Below are 17729 nucleotides of genomic sequence, written 5' to 3'. Positions count from 1 at the left end.
AGTTTCAGGATTCCACCAGATGGCAAATGTCATTGAGTCGGATAATTCTGGGGCGGATTCCTCCTAAACGCACAATGCTCAGCGAGGCATTGTCAAACCACCAGGGTTGGCGCAGGTCTGGGTTTAGCCCAATGAGTTGTGCTAGGTAGATGCCAATAGTTCCTCCGTGGGCAATGACGGCGGGCACTTCGCTATCGTTGTGCCGAGCGGTGATGTCCGTCATTGCTGCCCAGACGCGCGTTGCGAACTCCGTGATGTCCTCGGCTCCGGGGATTGGCGCTTTCCATGGATCCTCTTGCCAGCGGCGGTGTAATTCAGGGTATAGAACGGTGACTTCTTCATCCGTCAGCCCGGTGACGATGCCACAATCATACTCTTTGAGTCGGTCGTCCGCGTGTAGGGGCACGCCTAATGTGGCATGAATGATTTCGGCTGTTTCCCAGGCACGACGCAGTGTGCTGGTATATAGGGCGTTGATGTTGAACTCTTTAGCCAACCGCCGAGCCAATGCTATGGCCTGCCGCCGTCCCCGCTCACTCAGAGGGCTGTCACTCCAGCCTTGGATGCGGTTTTCGGCGTTCCCCACTGATTCCGCATGGCGAATGAGCAAAACTTCCACTTCCACACCTTACTAAACGCATTTGTCCAGAATGAACTTCTTAACTGCGATCGCTCCAAGGCTTATGTTACCTTATGCCATACTGAGCCAATAATTCCTCAACCGCAGTGTACTCGTCCACTTGGCGAGCGATAATTCGATCCAACATCTCGCTCAGCGCTCTCTCTGGCACGCGTTGGAGGAAACTCTCGATCAAATTAGCGCGAAGAGCGTGGTTGAACTCAGCGGCTATGCGCTGCCGTTCACGCCGCATGAACTCGCCGCTATCATGCAAATAAGCGCGGTGACGTTCGATGACCTCCACCAGTTCTTCGATGCCCTCGCCTTGCACCGCAATGGTTTTCACAATGGGCGGTCTCCAGGCAGTGGGTTTCGCGTTCGTTGCTGCCCCATGCGCCATCGCGTCCCAGCCGTGATGAGCACTGGCCGCTGGTGTTGTATTTGTCAGGTCCAGCATCATATTCAGGGCGTGTACCACGTTATCTGCGCCGGGATAATCGGCTTTGTTAACCACGAAAATGTCGGCGATCTCCAAGATGCCAGCCTTGATAGCCTGTACGTCGTCGCCTAAACCTGGCACTTCTAGCACCAATGTAGTGTGGGCGGTGGAAGCGATTTCGACCTCGCTTTGCCCTGCACCCACCGTTTCCACGATCACTAAGCCAAATCCGGCAGCATCCAATACTTTCACCACCTCGGCGGTGGTCGCAGCCAGTCCACCCAGGCTCCCTCGTGTGGCCATACTGCGGATGAAAATGCCAGCATCGCCACTCAGATCACGCATCCGGATACGGTCGCCTAAAAGTGCCCCTCCACTAAACGGACTAGTAGGATCTACTGCGACAATCCCAACCGTGAGGCCACGGCGCCGGTATGCCTTTGCCAGTTCGGTGACCAGGGTGCTTTTGCCAGTGCCGGGCGCACCTGTGACACCTACGATGTGGGCATGGCCAGTGTGGGGGTGGATGGCAGCGATAACGAAGCGGGCATCTGGTCCGCCGTCCTCGACGATCGAGATAAGCCGTGACAGCGCGCGTCGCTCCCCAGTCAGTGCATGGTTGACGAGATCGGTATTCACTGGCATTTTCAGTGGCCTGTCGCGCGGCGTTCGCTTATCTTCTGGCGCATGAACTCTACTATCTCGGTCGTAGAGGTGCCAGGACCGAAGACACCGACGATGCCCATTTCTTTTAGGGCTGGTACGTCCTCGTCCGGTATGATGCCGCCAGCGAAGACGAGCACGTCATCCAAACCGTTTTCTCGGAGCAGTTTCATGATGCGGGGGAAGAGAGCCATGTGGGCCCCGGACAGAATACTTAAGCCAATCGCATCTACATCTTCCTGAAGGGCTGCTTCGACGATCATCTCCGGCGTCTGACGCAAACCGGTATATATGACCTCCATGCCAGCGTCACGCAGAGCACGGGCGACCACTTTGGCTCCACGATCATGTCCATCCAAGCCGGGCTTGGCGATAAGCACGCGGATCTTCTTCTCGGACATTGTTTCTCCTCACATCTAACCTTTTATTATAACTCACCTCGAGAGATAGCGGGAGGGATATGCAGAATACGATGATTGAATTACAGAATGGTGGGCTCGCGGTATTCGCCAAACACACTCCGCAAAACCCTGCAGATTTCACCCAGGGTGCCGTAAGCACGTGCGGCATCCAAGATATAAGGCATCAAATTCTCGTTACTCTTGCAAGCAGCGCGCAACGCTTCCAACCGTCGTTGCAAAAGCGCATTGTCTCGTTCACGGCGCACTCGTGCCAATCGCTCCCTTTGTCGTCGCTCGCCCTCCGGATCGGTCCTCAGCAGGGGGATGCGCAATGGTTCATCCAGTACGTACTCGTTCACGCCAACTACAATGCGTTTGCGTTGATCGATCTCCTGCTGGTAGCGGTAAGCGCTTTCAGCGATCTCGCGCTGGAAAAAGCCGGCCTGAATGGCAGGAATGACACCGCCAAGAGCATCTATTTTTTCGAAGTACCGATACGCCTCGGCTTCCATGCGGTTAGTGAGGGCCTCGACGTAGTAACTACCTGCCAGCGGGTCGATTGTGTTGGCTACACCGCTTTCGTAGGCCAGTATCTGTTGGGTGCGCAGAGCCACCCTCACGGCGTATTCCGATGGCAGCGCAAGCGCTTCGTCCATCGAATTGGTATGCAGGCTTTGTGTGCCACCCAACACCGCTGCCAACGCCTGGATAGTGGTGCGGACGACATTGTTCTCTGGCTGCTGCGCAGTTAACGAGCACCCTGCAGTCTGAGTATGAAAGCGCATCCACCAGGAACGCGGGTTCTTAGCGCCGAAGCGCTCTTTCATCTCCCGTGCCCAAATTCGCCGCGCGGCACGGTATTTCGCCACTTCCTCGAAAAGGTCGTTGTGGGCATTGAAGAAAAACGACAGCCGCGGGGCAAAGGTGTCCACGTCCAACCCGCGGTCTATCGCAGCCTGGACGTAGGCCATACCATCGGCCAGGGTGAAGGCCAGTTCTTGCACTGCTGTTGCCCCCGCTTCACGGATGTGATACCCAGAAATGGAGATGGTATTCCAGCGGGGCAGGTACTTCGCGCCAAACTCGAAGGTGTCCACAATCAGGCGCATCGATGGCTCCGGCGGAAGGAGCCATGACTTCTGGGCAATGTATTCTTTCAGGATATCGTTCTGGATGGTGCCGCCCAATTTTTGCATCGGAATGCCGCGCTTCTCAGCAGCAGCAATGTAGAAGGCCCAAATCACGGCCGCTGGCCCATTGATGGTCATAGAGGTAGTGATCTCATCTACAGGGATGCCATCAAACAAAATCTCCATATCCGCCAGCGAGGAGACCGCCACCCCGCATTTTCCGAACTCCCCTTCGGCTTCTGGGTCATCGGTGTCATAACCATAAAGGGTGGGGAAGTCGAAGGCTACCGATAGACCCGTTTCGCCATGTTCAAGGAGGTATTTGTAGCGCGCGTTTGTCTCTTCTGCTGTGCCGAAGCCAGCGAACATGCGCATGGTCCATAAGCGGCCGCGGTACATGGTAGGATGGATGCCACGAGTGAAGGGATATTCACCAGGGAAGCCCAGGTCCCTTTCATAATCGAAGTTGGGTATATCCGCAGGGGTGTAGAGTCGTTCTACTGGCGCTCCTGAAGTGGTTATAAAGGTTTCTTGACGTTCGGGGTTCTTGTCCAATGTAGTTTTCAGTGTAGTTTGTTCCCAGCGTTCACGTTCGCGTTTGATTTCCTTGAGTTTTGTTGGTTCGAACATATCACGCCTCCATCAACCTTTTGGAGCCATCTCTTAGTATTCGATTCCCTTGCGTCCCACAATGCCCCGATCGTAGGGGTGTTTGACAGAGCGCATTTCTGTTACTAAGTCAGCGCGGTCTACGAGTTCTGGCGGTGCATTTCGTCCGGTGAGGATGAGTTCGACGTGCGTGGGCTTAGCATCCAAGAGCGCCAGCACTTCGGAGAGGGGTATCAAGCCGAAATCCAGGGCCACGTTTACCTCATCCAGTATCACAATATCGTATTGGCCTGCCAGCACCACTTCGGACGCGTGTGCCAGAGCCGCTCGCGCCTCTTGTACATCTTTTGGATCGGGGTGTTCGCGGCTTACGAATTCGGCCCGTCCGAACTGCACTAGGGTTACATTGGGGAGCAATTTCAACGCGTTCAGTTCGCCATAGTCCGGCCAGCCTTTCATAAACTGCACAATGTACACTCGCAAGCCCTGTCCGACTGCCCGGACTGCGAGGCCTAACGCTGCTGTTGTTTTGCCCTTTCCGTCACCAGTGTAAACCTGAACTAAACCTTGTTCCAACGGCATCTCATATCACCCTTTGCTTCTATACAACTATATCCCATCATCTTAGAAGCGATGGTGCCCCTTTATCGCCGCGCCTTCTCGCTCAATTCTATCAACACGCCGAAAGTGCTCCGCGGGTTCAGGAATGCTATCTTCTTCCCACCAGCGCCTATCCTTGGTGTGCGGTCAATAAGCCTGACGCCCCTCGTATCCAGGTTGGATAATGCCACTTCGATATCATCCACTTCTAGGCAAATGTGGTGGATGCCCTCGCCGCGGCTGGACAGAAAACGAGCAATGGGACCCTCTCTATCAGTCGCCTCGAGCAGTTCAAGATGTGTACCGCCAACAGACAAAGCGGCCGCTCGTACACCTTGCTCCTCGATGACTTCGATGCCCTCTAATTGCAGACCCAAGGTATCGCGATAAAAAACCAATGCGTCCTGCAAGTTGTGGACGGCGATCCCAATGTGGTCGAGCCCCTTCACTTTCATCATTATTTATACTCCTCTTGGAAACCAACCGCCAAGGCAATCCGCTGTGAGCGGCAGAGATGCCCACGTGGTGAATAATGAAGCACAACGAGATTACGATCGGCCGAACTGATATTCCCCAAATTCTCCGCGCAGCACGTCGCAGATTTCACCCAGCGTAGCATAGGCCTCGACACAAGCCAACAATGGCGGCATCAGATTGTCATCCCCGCGGGCGGCGGTTCGCAATTCGACTAATGTTTGTTGCACGTGTCTGTTGTCTCTCCGGTTTCGCAAGTTACGAAGCCTCGCTATCTGTTGTTCGCGCACCTTCTGGTCCACGCGCACTGGAACACGTTGCTTCTCCTGTGTCTCTACGAACTCATTGACGCCAACGATGACCTTTTCTTTTCTTTCTACAGCCCGCTGATGGCGGTAAGCGCTCTCCTCAATCTCCCGCTGGATGTAGCCCTGCTCGATGGCTGCCTGCGCTCCCCCCATCTCCTCAATTGTCGCCAAGTATTCGTTGGCTTGGCTTTCTATCTCGTCCGTCATGCTCTCAATGTAATAACTGCCTGCGAGTGGGTCAATTGTGTTGGCGACACCACTCTCATAGGCGATGATTTGTTGTGTACGCAGAGCGATGCGCACCGAGTCTTCGGATGGCAGGGATAGCGCCTCGTCATAGGAGTTGGTGTGTAGGCTCTGGGTCCCACCAAGTACTGCTGCCAATGCTTGGAGGGTCACCCGCACGATGTTGTTTTCTGGTTGTTGCGCCGTAAGTGTGCTCCCCGCAGTCTGGGTATGGAAACGCATCATCCACGAACGGGGGTCTTTGGCCCTAAACCGCTCGCGCATAATGCGCGCCCACATACGCCGCGCCGCGCGAAATTTCGCGACTTCTTGCAGCAAGTCGTTATGGGCACTGAAGAAGAACGATAGTTGCCCTGCGAACCGATCCACGTCGAGCCCGGCACCGATGGCTGCCTGAACGTAAGCGATTGCGTTTGCTAAAGTGAAAGCCACTTCCTGTACTGCTGTCGCACCTGCCTCGCGAATGTGGTAGCCAGAGATCGAGATCGTGTTCCAACGGGGCATTTCGGAGGCACAGTAGCGGAAAGTGTCGGTAATAAGACGCATGGCCGGCCCGGGCGGGAAGATGTATGTCCCACGCGCTACATACTCTTTCAGGATATCGTTCTGGATCGTGCCACGCAGATCGGCTGGCTTTACACCTTGCTTTCTGGCCACCGCGACATACATTGCAAGTAGCACTGCGGCTGGAGCATTGATTGTCATGGAAGTGCTGACTTGCTCCAAGGAGATGTCGCGGAAAAGGATTTCCATATCCTCTAGTGAGTCAATGGCTACACCCACTTTACCCACTTCGCCGACAGACAAAGGGTGATCGGAGTCATAGCCGATTTGGGTGGGGAGGTCAAAAGCAACCGAGAGGCCCGTCTGGCCTTGCTGGAGCAGATAGTGGTAGCGCCGGTTCGACTCTTCCGCGGAGGCATAGCCCGCATATTGGCGCATCGTCCACAGCCGGCCACGATACATTGTCGGATGCACACCCCGGGTGAAAGGGTACTCGCCAGGAAAGCCAATATCTGTGAGATAATCGGCCCTCACATCTTCTGGTGTGTATACACGCTCGATGGGAATGCCTTCATCGGTCTCAAATCGTGTTTGACGTTCTGGGGTTTGGGCTAAAAGGGGTTGAAGCACTCCCTTTTCCCAGCGTGTTTTTTGTTCAGAGACGGCCTTATTTGACATAACTTTCACTTTGCAGAACGATCAAGGGCTCCCCTGCTTCCACATCCTGTCCTGGTTTGACTAAAACCTGTTGCACCGTGCCCGTCTTTGGTGCGTGTAGCTCGTTCTCCATCTTCATCGCTTCCAGGATACATACGACGTCACCGGCGTGAATAACGTCCCCCTCATTTACCAGGACACGCAACACTTTGCCCGGCATCACCGCCTCTATAATGTGATCGCTGGCCGTAAGCAAGGTCGGTGGTCGAGAGTCAATACGCCGTAAGTCCTCGCGCCCGCTTTGAGATGGCGAAAGAGGTCTTTTCAGGTCGCCGTGCAATGAGAATGGGTATGGGAAGCCGTTCACCCAGGCTGTGTTCCCATCTACTTCGATGCTGTATTCTGTGCCATCAACTACTACCTTCTGCCCTTCTAGTGCTACGTGGAATGGATGGCTATCGACAATTACTAAGTCTTTGCCCACCTCAATTTGATGGTCTTTCCCTTCGAAAGTGAGCACAAAACGCCTCATGTAACCCTCCGAACACGGCCGATACGGCCAGCCAGTTTCCACATTGAGACCGGTGGGGATGATGGGATTGTTGTGCTTTGCGCCTGCTCTTCCTGAGACGCAAGCACCGCAGCAATTGCGGCTACGATTTCTTGTTGCGTTACACCTTTAGCACGGCGCTCCAGAAATGTCCGTGCAACTTGTGGAAAAAGGGCATAAGAGAGCACATCCTCTTCGCTCTCCGCCAGGCTGCCGATTTCAGCCATAGCCTTTTCGTAGCCGGGTTCCAGTAGGTCTGCAGGTCGGCAATCAATAGGTTCCTCGTCGCCAAGGATCAGTCTTTTGATGTGCTCATCTATTGCAGCCGGGGGGCGGCCGTAGAAGCCCTTTACATAGGCCTTTACCTCTTCAGGTACGATCTTGTAGCGCTCGCCAAGTAGCACGTTGAGGGTGGCTTGTGTCCCCACGATCTGACTGGTAGGCGTGACTAATGGCGGATAGCCCAGTTCGGCCCGCACACGCGGGACTTCGGCCAATACCTCTTCATAGCGGTTGAGTGCGTTTTGTTCACGTAGTTGTGCGACCAGGTTGGAAATCATACCTCCCGGGATTTGATACTGCAAGACGCGGACGTCTACACCAGATACGCCTCCCTCAAACTTGACGTACTTCTTTCGGACCTCAGCAAAGTATTCAGCGATTTGAGCCAGAAGGTTTAGGTCGAGACCGGTATCGCGCGGTCCTCCTTTGAGTGCGCTGACGATGGTCTCAGTAGGTGGTTGAGAAGTGCTCAGGGATAGAGAAGAGATGGCAGTATCGACTGCATCCACCCCCGCTTCAGCGGCCTTCAGATAAACGCTTGTGCCCATGCCGCTGGTGTAGTGAGTGTGCAACTGCACAGGGACATGTAAAACGGCCTTCAGACGTGCCACTAACTCGAAAGCATCGTATGGGGTGATTAGGCCCGCCATGTCCTTAATGCAGATCGAATCAGCACCCAGGTTCTCCAGTTCGACAGCCATCTCGGCAAATTTGTCTAGCGTGTGAACTGGGCTGGTAGTATAACAAATGCTGGCCTGCACGTGTCCGCCCACGCGTTTCGCCACGTTCATGGCCCAGGCCATGTTTCGCACGTCGTTTAAAGCATCGAAAATGCGAAAGACATCAATGCCGTTCGCCTTAGCGCGCACGATAAAACGTTCCACGATGTCATCAGGGTAATGTCTGTAGCCAACGAGATTCTGTCCCCGTAACAGCATCTGGCACGGTGTGTGTGGCAGGTGGGCTTTCAGCGTACGCGCTCTCTCCCAGGGATCTTCGCCCAGGAAACGCATTGCTGAGTCGAAAGTAGCTCCACCCCACATCTCCACCGAGTGATAACCAACGGCATCTACTTTGTCCAGTATTGGCAGCATGTCTGCAGTGCGCATTCGTGTTGCCAGTAAAGACTGATGCGCGTCGCGTAGCATAGTATCGGTTATGCGCAACGGCGCGATGCTCATGGCTGTTCCCTCAGCATTGTTGTTTTATGCCGTCTCCTGAACAAACATGACCGAGCGGAGCATAGTTTACAATACCTCCTCCAGCCTAATCCCTCGCGTTTTGGCCCGCTCAGCATCCCACTCGCGTCCATCGCAAGGTGGGATCACCCGCTCACCCACAGGTCGCCGGCGCAGGCTCAGCGCACCCTCGCTGCAGGCGCTGGCGCACACACCACAGCCCATACAACGGGTCAGATCCACGATGCAGATCTCATCTGGCAAAGAGAGTGCTTTGAACTGGCAACGCTCCACGCAATTCCCGCAGCCGATACACAAGTTCTCGTCCACCACGGCGTAGAAATCCGAGCGTGCCACCGCGTTGGCGATACCAAACTCGGCAATGCCACGCATAAGGCCGCAACAACAAGTGCAACAATTGCACATGTAGTAAATGCCATCTTGCCGATTGGCGGAGGAATGGATGAGCCCGGCCTCTTCGGCCTGGCGCAAAATGGCAAATGCTTCTTCGCGGGTAATCACTCGCGAATTAGGGTCGTGGTCAAATGCTCCCTCGACTGGGGCGAAGAGCACACAGACCTCCTCCGGAAAGTGACAGGGTTGGCCGATGAGGCGCTTTTGCACCCGGCAGATGCATCGTCGCACCGCGAAGGATTTGGCTGCCCCTAACAACTCGGAGGCCCGCTCATAAGGGTATATCTCGACCTCAATGGGAATGCTCTCCTCGACCGGAATGATGCGATGCAATTGGGGTGTAATATCCAGCAAACCCAAGCCCCGGATTTCCTGGAAGTAATCCTCTACTAAGCGTGCCAGTTCCTCGTCCATTTTGCCCACTTGCTCTTCAAAGAAGCCGACAACGAAGGGCATTAGGGCAAAGCGGAGTTCCCCATCGCCACGACGGAAGCGAATGAGGCCCTTACGCACCATCTCCTTCAGGCACTGATAGGCTTCGGTGGCGTCAACTCCTGCGCGGGCGGCGATCTCATTGGCAGGCTCAGCCCGCAATTTCATCACCGTTGCCAGCCTGGCTTCCATTGGGGTAAAGAGTTTTCTCAGCAGCCGCAACTCTGCCCCGCTCTGGGTGGCCGGGAAGCCATTGGGTAACGCGTCCAAGCGCTGAGCCAGTTGGCGGTAAATGTCCTCAATCATTGCGTCTCCCTTCCTGTTCAGTGTGACCGTTGTAGAACCGGCATCCGATTTCCTATGGAATAAAATGGGACGGCAAATTCCGATGCGTGGCTCTCTCTACAAGGGGATATTCCCGTGTTTCTTGGGCGGGTTCGAGTCACGTTTGTTGGCTAACATCTCAAGGGCATCAATCAGGCGCGGACGCGTCTCCCGCGGCTCGATCACGTCATCAATGTAGCCCCGCGCCGCGGCGATATACGGGTTAGCGAACTTCTCGCGGTATTCAGCCACCAAACGCTCTCGTTCTGCATCGGGGTCCGCGGCCTCAGCGATCTCCTTGCGGAAGATAATGTTCACGGCCCCGTCTGGCCCCATCACCGCGATCTCCGCGCTGGGCCAGGCGTAGTTGATGTCACCTCGGACATGTTTAGAGGACATAACATCATAGGCCCCACCATAAGCCTTGCGGGTGATAACGGTGATCTTGGGCACAGTGGCCTCACAGTAAGCGTAAAGCAGTTTAGCCCCGTGACGGATGATGCCCCCATGTTCCTGCGCTACACCAGGTAGAAAGCCAGGTACGTCCTCGAAAGTAATAATCGGGATGTTAAAACAGTCACAAAAGCGGACGAAACGCGCTCCTTTATCCGAAGAGTTGATGTCTAATGCTCCGGCCAGATACATCGGGTTTTGGGCTACAACGCCAACCGGGTGACCATTTAACCGCGCGAACCCGACCACGATATTGCGGGCATAGTGTTCGTGTACCTCCAGAAAACTGCCCTCGTCCACCACGCGACGGATGACCTCCTTCATATCGTAAGGTTTGGTAGGGCTTTCGGGGATGATGTTATCCAGTGCTGGATCTATGCGCAGCGGGTCATCGGTTGGAGTGATGCTAGGGGGGTCCTCCATATTGTTCTGAGGCATGTAACCCAAAAGCCGGCGTATGAGAGCCAGACACTCCTGCTCATTTTCGGCAGCGAAATGGGCCACGCCACTCTCCGTGTTGTGGGTCATCGCTCCACCTAATTGCTCGAAGGTTACATCTTCGTGGGTGACGGCCTTGATGACCTCTGGGCCAGTGATGAACATGTGGCTAGTGCCCTTCACCATGATAATAAAGTCTGTGATCGCCGGTGAGTACACCGCGCCGCCCGCGCAGGGGCCCATAATGGCCGATATCTGCGGCACGACCCCCGATGCCAGGGTGTTGCGAAGGAAGATATCGGCGTAGCCCCCCAAAGAGACTACGCCTTCCTGAATGCGTGCGCCTCCAGAATCATTCAGGCCGATGATTGGGGCGCCGTTTTTCAATGCCAGGTCCATCACTTTGCAGATTTTCTCGGCGTGGGCCTCGCCCAGTGAGCCGCCGAAAACGGTGAAATCCTGAGAGAAAACATACACCAGCCGCCCATCAATCGAGCCGTAGCCGGTGACCACACCGTCGCCCAAAGGCTTCGTCTTCTCAATGCCAAACCCGGTGGCGCGGTGGGTGACAAACATATCTAGTTCACGAAAACTTCCTAGGTCAAGCAAAAGGTCCAACCGCTCGCGTGCAGTCAGCTTGCCTGCGGCATGTTGGCGATCAATGCGTTCTTGACCCCCGCCAAGCAGAGCCTCGGCTTTGAGTTGGCGAAGCCTATCAATCCTGGGGTCCACCATCGTGCATCCTCCAAATTGGATATCCAGCGCTGATTTGTCTACTCACGATCACTTCCTGGCAAGAGGTCGCCTTGGGGTGGCGCAGGAAGCGGTACCGCCCCATCGGTGCCTACCCCACGGATAGCAGCAACCACCCCGCCAATGCAGAGCAGTGCTTTCTGTGCGCTCTGCTTGTCATCTAACAATAGAGATGCCGCCAGACTGCGTCGGAAATCGGCAGCAGCATCACTGAGATGACCCCGACAGAACTTCACACAGGCGATCTCGCTGTATACTGTGGCCACATCGTCTATCCGACGCGCTTGCTGAAGGTATGCCAGCACCTTGCCATAATGGAACAGTGCACCGTCATACCGGCCAAGCGCGAACTGAGCCTGGCCGATTAAGTGCATTATGGCAGGTCTGTACTCCTCATTGGCAGTACCGCGTAGCAGATGCAATGCTCGCCGATAGGCTCGCAAAGCCTCCTTGAGCCGCCCTCCACCTTCCAACGCCCGACCCAGATCCAAGTATGCGGCAGCCCGGGACTCGGCATCCGCCGCTGGGGGTTGTTCCAATAGAGTGATACATCGGTGTAGGGTTTGGGTTGCTGCGTCCCAGTGGCGTAGGGCGATCTGGTTGTGTGCCAAATTGCGAAGCGCCTGTATGGCTAAGGCGGTATGGCCTCGTTTCTCGGCCTCTTTCACCGATAACTCCGCGTAACGCGTTGCCTCCTCCAGTCGGCCGAGTGTGGCCAGTGATTGCGCCAGATTGAAGCACAACAAATCCCATGACCCCACATCGGCGGCGTGTTCTTCCTCATGCAGGGCTATTTTATACTCGCGAATTGCTCCTTCATGGTCGCCGCGCTGGGCCAAAATCCAGCCACAGCCATGATGGGCAATGATGAACGCGCTGCGCTCCCGCTTATCTGGTGGGAGTGGGCTTACCTCGCGCACACATGCTAAATGGCGAAGACAGAGTTGAAAACTTTCCATCGCTTGGTCGAGAGCCCCTTGCTCAGCGTGTTGCCGAGCCTGGCCCAGGGCTTGCTCTGCCAATGATAACTCCGACATTGCTTGATTGATGCGTTGGCTACGGGTCCGGGCCCGCACCTCGCGAAGCCAGAGCCAGGCGAGGACCGCGGCCCAGAAGAGGGCTACCGCAGCCAGCCTGGTGACGTTGCTCATGTGTCACCTCTATCCCACACTTCCAGCGTTACACCTGCTTGCCGGAGGAAATCGCTCGACATCTCGTCGGGGTAGTGAGCGGTACAGACCACGCGGGTGATGCCAGCATTGATAATCATCTTGGCGCAGGTGAGACAAGGCTGGTGAGTGATGTAGATAGTCGCACCGGACAGCAACACGCCGTGTAGCGCACCTTGGATAATGGCATTTTGTTCGGCGTGCAGGCCGCGGCAAATTTCCTGGCGCTGGCCCGCCGGGATGCCCAATGCCTCACGCAGGCAGCCCGTCTCACTGCAATGGGGCAAGCCCGAAGGCGCACCGTTGTAGCCCGTGGCCAAGATGCGCTTATCTTTCACCACCACGGCACCCACGTGTCGCCGCAGACACGTCGAGCGAGTGGCAACCTGTCGGGTTATCTCAATGAAATACTCATCCCAGGAAGGGCGTTCCAATTCGCCCATATTCCCTTGGTTAGCACCCCCTTATCTTTTCAGGACAAGTTCCACGAACGCCTCCGCTGTTACTGGCATCACCTGGCGAAAGATGGACAGCGCTGCCTCAGCGTACTGGCGGTGTTCCCATTGCGCCGAGACATCAGAGCGTTTCTGAATCCAGTTCATTAGCGACCAGGCGTTGACCGTCCAGATAAATTCAGTGTACACTGCAGTACCTAGCACACCCCGCGCCCGCTCCCGCTTCCAGCCAGCCTCTAACAGCCGGCTGTATAAGTCGAACGATGCCTCCATGTGCTTGCGGTACTCTTCGACGTCCGGCTCGTTGTCGGGAACGTAGTACTCGCGGCTGGCGATACAGTAGCGCAGGCTCTTTTCGTTGTAACTGCAAATGCGATGCCGCATCCACTGGCGGGCTACAAAGAGGGGGCATTTGACACCCCAACGGAACACAGCGTGCTCGAAAACCGTATTGTGCTTAGGCTCGCTGCTCATCAGTCGGCGAATAAGTCGGACATCTGCCTCGGAATCCTTGGCCTCAGACTGATAGCAGATGCGGGCTGCCTGGATTACAGCGGCATCGCCGCCCATCATCTCTTGCAGTTCGATATAGCCTTTGTCAAGTACTGCCAACCGCCTGATCATGGGATTTTTCACATGCCTCACTTTGTCGGTTCTTGCCGCGGGTTTGCTGGCAGGGGCGGAAATCTATCGTAACACCTGGCTCGAGATCACCATGCGCTGCACTTCGTCCGTGCCCTCGTAAATCTGGGTGATCTTGGCGTCCCGGTAGTACCGCTCCAGCGGGTACTCTTTCATGTAGCCGTACCCACCGTGAATTTGGAGGGCACGGTCGGCTACCCATACTGCTGTCTCCGCGGCGAAGAGTTTGGCCATCGAAGCCTCCAGGCTGAAGCGTTCGCCCGATTGGGCTTTCATCGCCGCGCTGTAAGTGAGCAGGCGGGTGGCTTCAATTCGCGTTTTCATGTCTGCCAGCATCCACTGGATGGCCTGGAAGTTACAAATAGGCTGGCCGAACTGCTCCCGGGTCTTGGAGTAGGCTACCGCAGTTTCGAAGGCGGCCTCGGCAATGCCCAGCGCCTGGGCGGCCACCCCAACACGCCCTCCGTCCAGGACCGTCATCGCGATCTTGAAGCCCTCGCCCTCCTCACCCAACCGGTTCGCCGCGGGCACGCGCATATCCTGAAACACTAATTCACAGGTATTCGTGGCGCGAATGCCCATTTTTTCCTCTTCCTTGCCGACGGCGAAACCGGGGGTTTCTTTCTCTACGATGAAAGCGGAAATACCCCTGTGTTTCAATGTCTTGTCCGTCATGGCAAAGACAAGCACGATGTCGGCAAAGCCGCCGTTGGTGATAAAGTGCTTGGTGCCGTTGATGAGATAGATATCGCCATCGCGCACGGCTGTGGTCTTTTGCGCTGCAGCGTCGCAGCCCGCGCCTGGCTCGGTGAGTGCAAAGGCTCCGTATTTCTTGCCCTGCGCCAAGGGCACCAAATATTTGCGTTTTTGTTCCTCGGTGCCAAAGAGCAGGATGCCCTTGTTCACCAGAGAGTTTTGCACAGCCATCATGACCGACGTTGCAGCGCACGCTTTCGAGATCTCTTCAATGGCAAGGACGTAACTGATCATGTCCGCACCGACACCCCCATACTCCTCCGGCACGAGCAGTCCGAGGAAGCCCAGTTCTGCCATCTTCTTGTAGAGAGCAAAGGGAGGTTCACCTTTGCGGTCCAACTCGGCAGCGATCGGCGCCACTTCTTTGATAGCGAAATCCCGCGCCATCTTGCGGATCATTTCCTGTTCTTCATTGAACGTGAGATCCATGTTACATTTACCTCCTCTGTGCTATATCATCTCAATGGTCATAGCCACGGCCTCGCCGCCTCCCAGACAAAGGGCAGCCAAGCCAGTTTTCAAGCCCCGGTTCTTCAGGGCGTAGATAAGCGTTACCAGTATCCGCGCGCCGCTTGCGCCAATGGGATGGCCCAGGGCGATGGCCCCTCCGTTCACGTTTACCTTCTCCCAATCCAACCCTAACTCCTTGCCGTCGGCGACCACTTGGGCGGCAAAGGCCTCGTTGATTTCGAAGAGGTCAATGTCTTCCAACCTATATCCCGTCTTTTCCAACAACTTGCGGATGGCGAAGATGGGCGCGGTGAAGATGCGCAAGGGTTCCACTGCGGACTGGGCATAGCCGGTGATCCGCGCCAAGGGCACCACGCCTCGCTTTTCGGCTTCGTCGGCAGCCATAATAACTACTGCGGCTGCACCATCGGTGATACCTGGGGAGTTCCCCGCAGTCACTATGCCGTTTTCTTGGAAGGCGGGCTTGAGCCTAGCCAGCGCCTCCATCGACGTGTCGGCGCGGGGGGCCTCGTCAGTATCGAAGAGGAGGGGAGGGCCCTTGCGTTGTGGCACCTCAATTGGCACGATCTCCTCCCTAAATCTCCCCGCAGTGATAGCAGCGATGGCTCTCTGATGGCTGCGAAGTGCGAACTCGTCCAATTCCTGGCGAGTGAGATTATACTCTTTGGCAATCCATTCGGCAGAGTTTCCCATGTGTTGGTTCTCAAAAGCACACCATAGGCCATCGTGAACTGTGGCATCCACCAGTTTGCCATCGCCAAGGCGGTATCCAGTTCGAGCCATAGGCAGGAGATATGGCCCCATATTCATGTTCTCCATCCCACCGGCGATAATGATATCCGCATCTCCAGCGACGATAGCCTGTGTACCCATCATGACTGTTTTGAGCCCCGAGCCGCAGACCTTATTAATGGTAGTGGCACCGACCGTGGGGGGCAGTCCAGCGGCAATGGCGGCCTGGCGGGCTGGGGCCTGTCCCTCTCCGGCTTGGATAACGTTCCCCATGAGCACCTCGTCCACGCTGGCGGGGTCAATCCCGGCCCGTCGCACTGCCTCCCGTATGACAGTAGCACCTAATTTGGGAGCAGGTATTGTGCTCAGGCTCCCTTGAAAACGACCAATAGGTGTGCGGGCCGCACTGACAATGACCACTTCGCGTCGTCCTATCATGTCCACTTCCTCCTTGAAGTTTCAATTACATTGCCCACGCGAGGGAAACGAAGGAGCCCGGACAACCTCAGTATCTAACTGAATTGTAGCAGAAATTGCCCGATTTGACCAGCCTTGTAACTTGCGAGTGCTGCCTTGTTAAGGACTGTAAGTTTGTTCCTATGAATATATCTCTACACGCCTCTACTTACTCCTTTGGAGCATTCCGTGTGGGAGCCGAGGGCTGATGTGCCATCACAACTTTCTCTCGAAAGGGCAATCGAACGTAGGTCAAAGCGCCGAGAAAACGCATCACTCCTGCCAACCAAAGTGCCTGACGGATACCGATGAAAGTGGCTAAGGTTGTGCCCAGGAGTGGACCGAAAAAGGCGTTGACGTTGACCAGGGTGTTGTAAATCGCGATATAACTGGCGCGGCGCTCCTCAGGGCATACTTCCAACAAAGCATTGTAGGTGCCTAGAGTCAGGGCTGGGCCGAACGCACCTGCCACCACGGCTACGAGCACGAGCGGTTCTGGCCTAGTGGAAAGTGCAGTGAGCACCGGGAAAAACACTAACCCTACGCTACCGGCGATGATCGCGATGCGGTTTCCATATCTGCTAGCGATTTTGCCCCAGAGATAATAGAACACAACGGTCGTGCCACTCTCTACCATCGAAATAAGGCCGATCCAAGTGTCGGAGATGCCCAGAACACGCACCCTGTAAATCGGATACAGAGCAATGGGTAGGTACAAACCCCAGTTGAAAAGGAAAGTGCTTACAGTGAACCGAGTGAAATCCCTGTACGCTAAAATGTTATGGACTGTGTTCTGCATCCGCTCACGGCTGAACTGCCTAGCGGGAGCGGAGCGCGGAGCCACAGACTTGGCTGGCGCCTGGATACGGCTTATGTGATACAGGCTGACCAATGAGGCGGCAAACCCCAACCCAAAGATAATCTGATAGTTGAGGGGGAAGGAAATGAGATCCAGGAGTTTGCCGGCGATGAGCACGGTGAGCATGCCGGTGGCCGAAAACAAAATATGGCGCACACTCACGACGCGGGCGCGGTCGGGCAAGGACACCACCTCGGCCATCATCGAAGTGAACGCGGTGTTAGCTGCTCCGGCGGGAATAGTGGAAAGCACAATCAAGCATACCAATGCTTCTGCCCGGTGTTCATGCAGAAAAGAGGGCATGAGCGCCACGAGGAAATAGGCAAGGCGATGCAGGAAACCACTCCATAGTATAGTGGGTATGAGATGTATCTGGGTCTCGATGAGGCGCGCAGAGGGGATGAGCCAAAAAATGCTGATCAACCCGGGTAGCGAGGAAAGTAGGCCTACCAAAGTGTTGCTGGCTCCTAACCGAATGGCGAAGACGCTGGTAAATGTCGTGGCAATGCTGTTTAGAACGCCATACCAGGCCATGTCCTGGTACAAATGCCAGATATTGCGTTCCCTCACATTATCTGGGACTTTGAGGGCTTGATTCAAAGACGATCGTACTCGCCGCAGAATGCGAAGGTATTTCTTCAAAGGGGCCCCTCTACAGTATTTTTTCGGTATTAATTAGGAGCCAGGCCGATTTCGCACGCGCTCGCGTTTGCCC

Annotated in this window: 17 protein-coding genes; all 17 read right to left on the bottom strand. The window is 55.5% G+C overall.

The features are described 5' to 3' along the window. Positions 1 to 4: 4 nt before the first annotated feature. On the bottom strand, positions 5 to 619 hold the full coding sequence (locus H5T64_01140; GenBank protein MBC7262947.1) for a histidine phosphatase family protein: 615 nt from the start codon (positions 617 to 619) through the stop codon (positions 5 to 7). A gap of 67 nt (positions 620 to 686) precedes the next feature. Next, complete coding sequence (meaB, locus tag H5T64_01135) at positions 687 to 1703, bottom strand: methylmalonyl Co-A mutase-associated GTPase MeaB (protein ID MBC7262946.1); 1017 nt, start codon at positions 1701 to 1703, stop codon at positions 687 to 689. Between the two features lie 2 nt (positions 1704 to 1705). Next, a complete protein-coding gene (locus tag H5T64_01130) occupies positions 1706 to 2122 on the bottom strand; it encodes a cobalamin B12-binding domain-containing protein (GenBank protein ID MBC7262945.1) in 417 nt (138 codons plus the stop codon). Positions 2123 to 2202: 80 nt separating this feature from the next. Further along, a complete protein-coding gene (locus tag H5T64_01125) occupies positions 2203 to 3882 on the bottom strand; it encodes a methylmalonyl-CoA mutase family protein (protein ID MBC7262944.1) in 1680 nt (559 codons plus the stop codon). A 33-nt stretch (positions 3883 to 3915) separates the two neighbouring features. Beyond that, positions 3916 to 4443 carry a cob(I)yrinic acid a,c-diamide adenosyltransferase gene (gene cobO, locus H5T64_01120; protein MBC7262943.1) on the bottom strand — a complete coding sequence of 176 codons (528 nt, stop codon included), beginning with the start codon at positions 4441 to 4443 and terminating at the stop codon, positions 3916 to 3918. Positions 4444 to 4505: 62 nt separating this feature from the next. Beyond that, positions 4506 to 4916 (bottom strand): methylmalonyl-CoA epimerase, encoded by a 411-nt coding sequence (gene mce, locus H5T64_01115; protein MBC7262942.1) that lies wholly within the window; start codon positions 4914 to 4916, stop codon positions 4506 to 4508. 93 nt (positions 4917 to 5009) lie between these two features. After that, positions 5010 to 6671: a methylmalonyl-CoA mutase family protein gene (locus H5T64_01110; GenBank protein ID MBC7262941.1), complete on the bottom strand. Its 1662-nt coding sequence runs from the start codon at positions 6669 to 6671 to the stop codon at positions 5010 to 5012. After that, on the bottom strand, positions 6661 to 7182 hold the full coding sequence (locus H5T64_01105; GenBank protein ID MBC7262940.1) for a biotin/lipoyl-binding protein: 522 nt from the start codon (positions 7180 to 7182) through the stop codon (positions 6661 to 6663). The genes H5T64_01110 and H5T64_01105 overlap by 11 nt, the downstream gene beginning before the upstream one ends. Next, positions 7179 to 8663, bottom strand: a complete 1485-nt coding sequence (locus tag H5T64_01100) for a pyruvate/oxaloacetate carboxyltransferase (protein MBC7262939.1) — start codon at positions 8661 to 8663, stop codon at positions 7179 to 7181. Before H5T64_01100 ends, H5T64_01105 begins: the two co-directional genes overlap by 4 nt. 66 nt (positions 8664 to 8729) lie before the next feature. Further along, on the bottom strand, positions 8730 to 9812 hold the full coding sequence (locus H5T64_01095; GenBank protein ID MBC7262938.1) for a 4Fe-4S binding protein: 1083 nt from the start codon (positions 9810 to 9812) through the stop codon (positions 8730 to 8732). Between the two features lie 96 nt (positions 9813 to 9908). Next, on the bottom strand, positions 9909 to 11456 hold the full coding sequence (locus tag H5T64_01090) for a methylmalonyl-CoA carboxyltransferase (protein MBC7262937.1): 1548 nt from the start codon (positions 11454 to 11456) through the stop codon (positions 9909 to 9911). A gap of 38 nt (positions 11457 to 11494) precedes the next feature. Beyond that, positions 11495 to 12625 carry a tetratricopeptide repeat protein gene (locus H5T64_01085; protein MBC7262936.1) on the bottom strand — a complete coding sequence of 377 codons (1131 nt, stop codon included), beginning with the start codon at positions 12623 to 12625 and terminating at the stop codon, positions 11495 to 11497. Then, positions 12622 to 13086: a cytidine/deoxycytidylate deaminase family protein gene (locus tag H5T64_01080; GenBank protein ID MBC7262935.1), complete on the bottom strand. Its 465-nt coding sequence runs from the start codon at positions 13084 to 13086 to the stop codon at positions 12622 to 12624. The genes H5T64_01085 and H5T64_01080 overlap by 4 nt, the downstream gene beginning before the upstream one ends. Positions 13087 to 13107: 21 nt before the next feature. Next, complete coding sequence (thyX, locus tag H5T64_01075) at positions 13108 to 13722, bottom strand: FAD-dependent thymidylate synthase (GenBank protein MBC7262934.1); 615 nt, start codon at positions 13720 to 13722, stop codon at positions 13108 to 13110. A 63-nt stretch (positions 13723 to 13785) separates the two neighbouring features. Then, complete coding sequence (locus H5T64_01070; protein MBC7262933.1) at positions 13786 to 14925, bottom strand: acyl-CoA dehydrogenase; 1140 nt, start codon at positions 14923 to 14925, stop codon at positions 13786 to 13788. A gap of 21 nt (positions 14926 to 14946) precedes the next feature. Continuing rightward, positions 14947 to 16137: an acetyl-CoA C-acetyltransferase gene (locus H5T64_01065; protein MBC7262932.1), complete on the bottom strand. Its 1191-nt coding sequence runs from the start codon at positions 16135 to 16137 to the stop codon at positions 14947 to 14949. A gap of 187 nt (positions 16138 to 16324) precedes the next feature. Continuing rightward, positions 16325 to 17656 (bottom strand): MFS transporter, encoded by a 1332-nt coding sequence (locus H5T64_01060; protein ID MBC7262931.1) that lies wholly within the window; start codon positions 17654 to 17656, stop codon positions 16325 to 16327. Positions 17657 to 17729 lie beyond the last annotated feature (73 nt).

The sequence above is a fragment of the Chloroflexota bacterium genome, assembly GCA_014360825.1.
In the GTDB taxonomy this organism is placed as follows: domain Bacteria; phylum Chloroflexota; class Anaerolineae; order UBA2200; family JACIWT01; genus JACIWT01.
Note: the sequence above shows the minus strand (reverse complement) of the source record. Positions and strands in the feature narration are given on the sequence as shown.

Excerpts from the sequence above, each read along its gene's own strand:
- H5T64_01100 (MBC7262939.1), bottom strand. The coding sequence starts at position 8,663 with ATGAGCATCGCGCCGTTGCGCATAACCGATACTATGCTACGCGACGCG.
- H5T64_01085 (MBC7262936.1), bottom strand. The coding sequence starts at position 12,625 with ATGAGCAACGTCACCAGGCTGGCTGCGGTAGCCCTCTTCTGGGCCGCG.
- H5T64_01080 (MBC7262935.1), bottom strand. The coding sequence starts at position 13,086 with ATGGGCGAATTGGAACGCCCTTCCTGGGATGAGTATTTCATTGAGATA.
- H5T64_01065 (MBC7262932.1), bottom strand. The coding sequence starts at position 16,137 with ATGATAGGACGACGCGAAGTGGTCATTGTCAGTGCGGCCCGCACACCT.
- cobO (MBC7262943.1), bottom strand. The coding sequence starts at position 4,443 with ATGCCGTTGGAACAAGGTTTAGTTCAGGTTTACACTGGTGACGGAAAG.
- H5T64_01110 (MBC7262941.1), bottom strand. The coding sequence starts at position 6,671 with ATGTCAAATAAGGCCGTCTCTGAACAAAAAACACGCTGGGAAAAGGGA.
- meaB (MBC7262946.1), bottom strand. The coding sequence starts at position 1,703 with ATGCCAGTGAATACCGATCTCGTCAACCATGCACTGACTGGGGAGCGA.
- H5T64_01070 (MBC7262933.1), bottom strand. The coding sequence starts at position 14,925 with ATGGATCTCACGTTCAATGAAGAACAGGAAATGATCCGCAAGATGGCG.
- H5T64_01090 (MBC7262937.1), bottom strand. The coding sequence starts at position 11,456 with ATGGTGGACCCCAGGATTGATAGGCTTCGCCAACTCAAAGCCGAGGCT.
- H5T64_01095 (MBC7262938.1), bottom strand. The coding sequence starts at position 9,812 with ATGATTGAGGACATTTACCGCCAACTGGCTCAGCGCTTGGACGCGTTA.
- H5T64_01125 (MBC7262944.1), bottom strand. The coding sequence starts at position 3,882 with ATGTTCGAACCAACAAAACTCAAGGAAATCAAACGCGAACGTGAACGC.
- H5T64_01130 (MBC7262945.1), bottom strand. The coding sequence starts at position 2,122 with ATGTCCGAGAAGAAGATCCGCGTGCTTATCGCCAAGCCCGGCTTGGAT.
- H5T64_01105 (MBC7262940.1), bottom strand. The coding sequence starts at position 7,182 with ATGAGGCGTTTTGTGCTCACTTTCGAAGGGAAAGACCATCAAATTGAG.
- mce (MBC7262942.1), bottom strand. The coding sequence starts at position 4,916 with ATGAAAGTGAAGGGGCTCGACCACATTGGGATCGCCGTCCACAACTTG.
- thyX (MBC7262934.1), bottom strand. The coding sequence starts at position 13,722 with ATGATCAGGCGGTTGGCAGTACTTGACAAAGGCTATATCGAACTGCAA.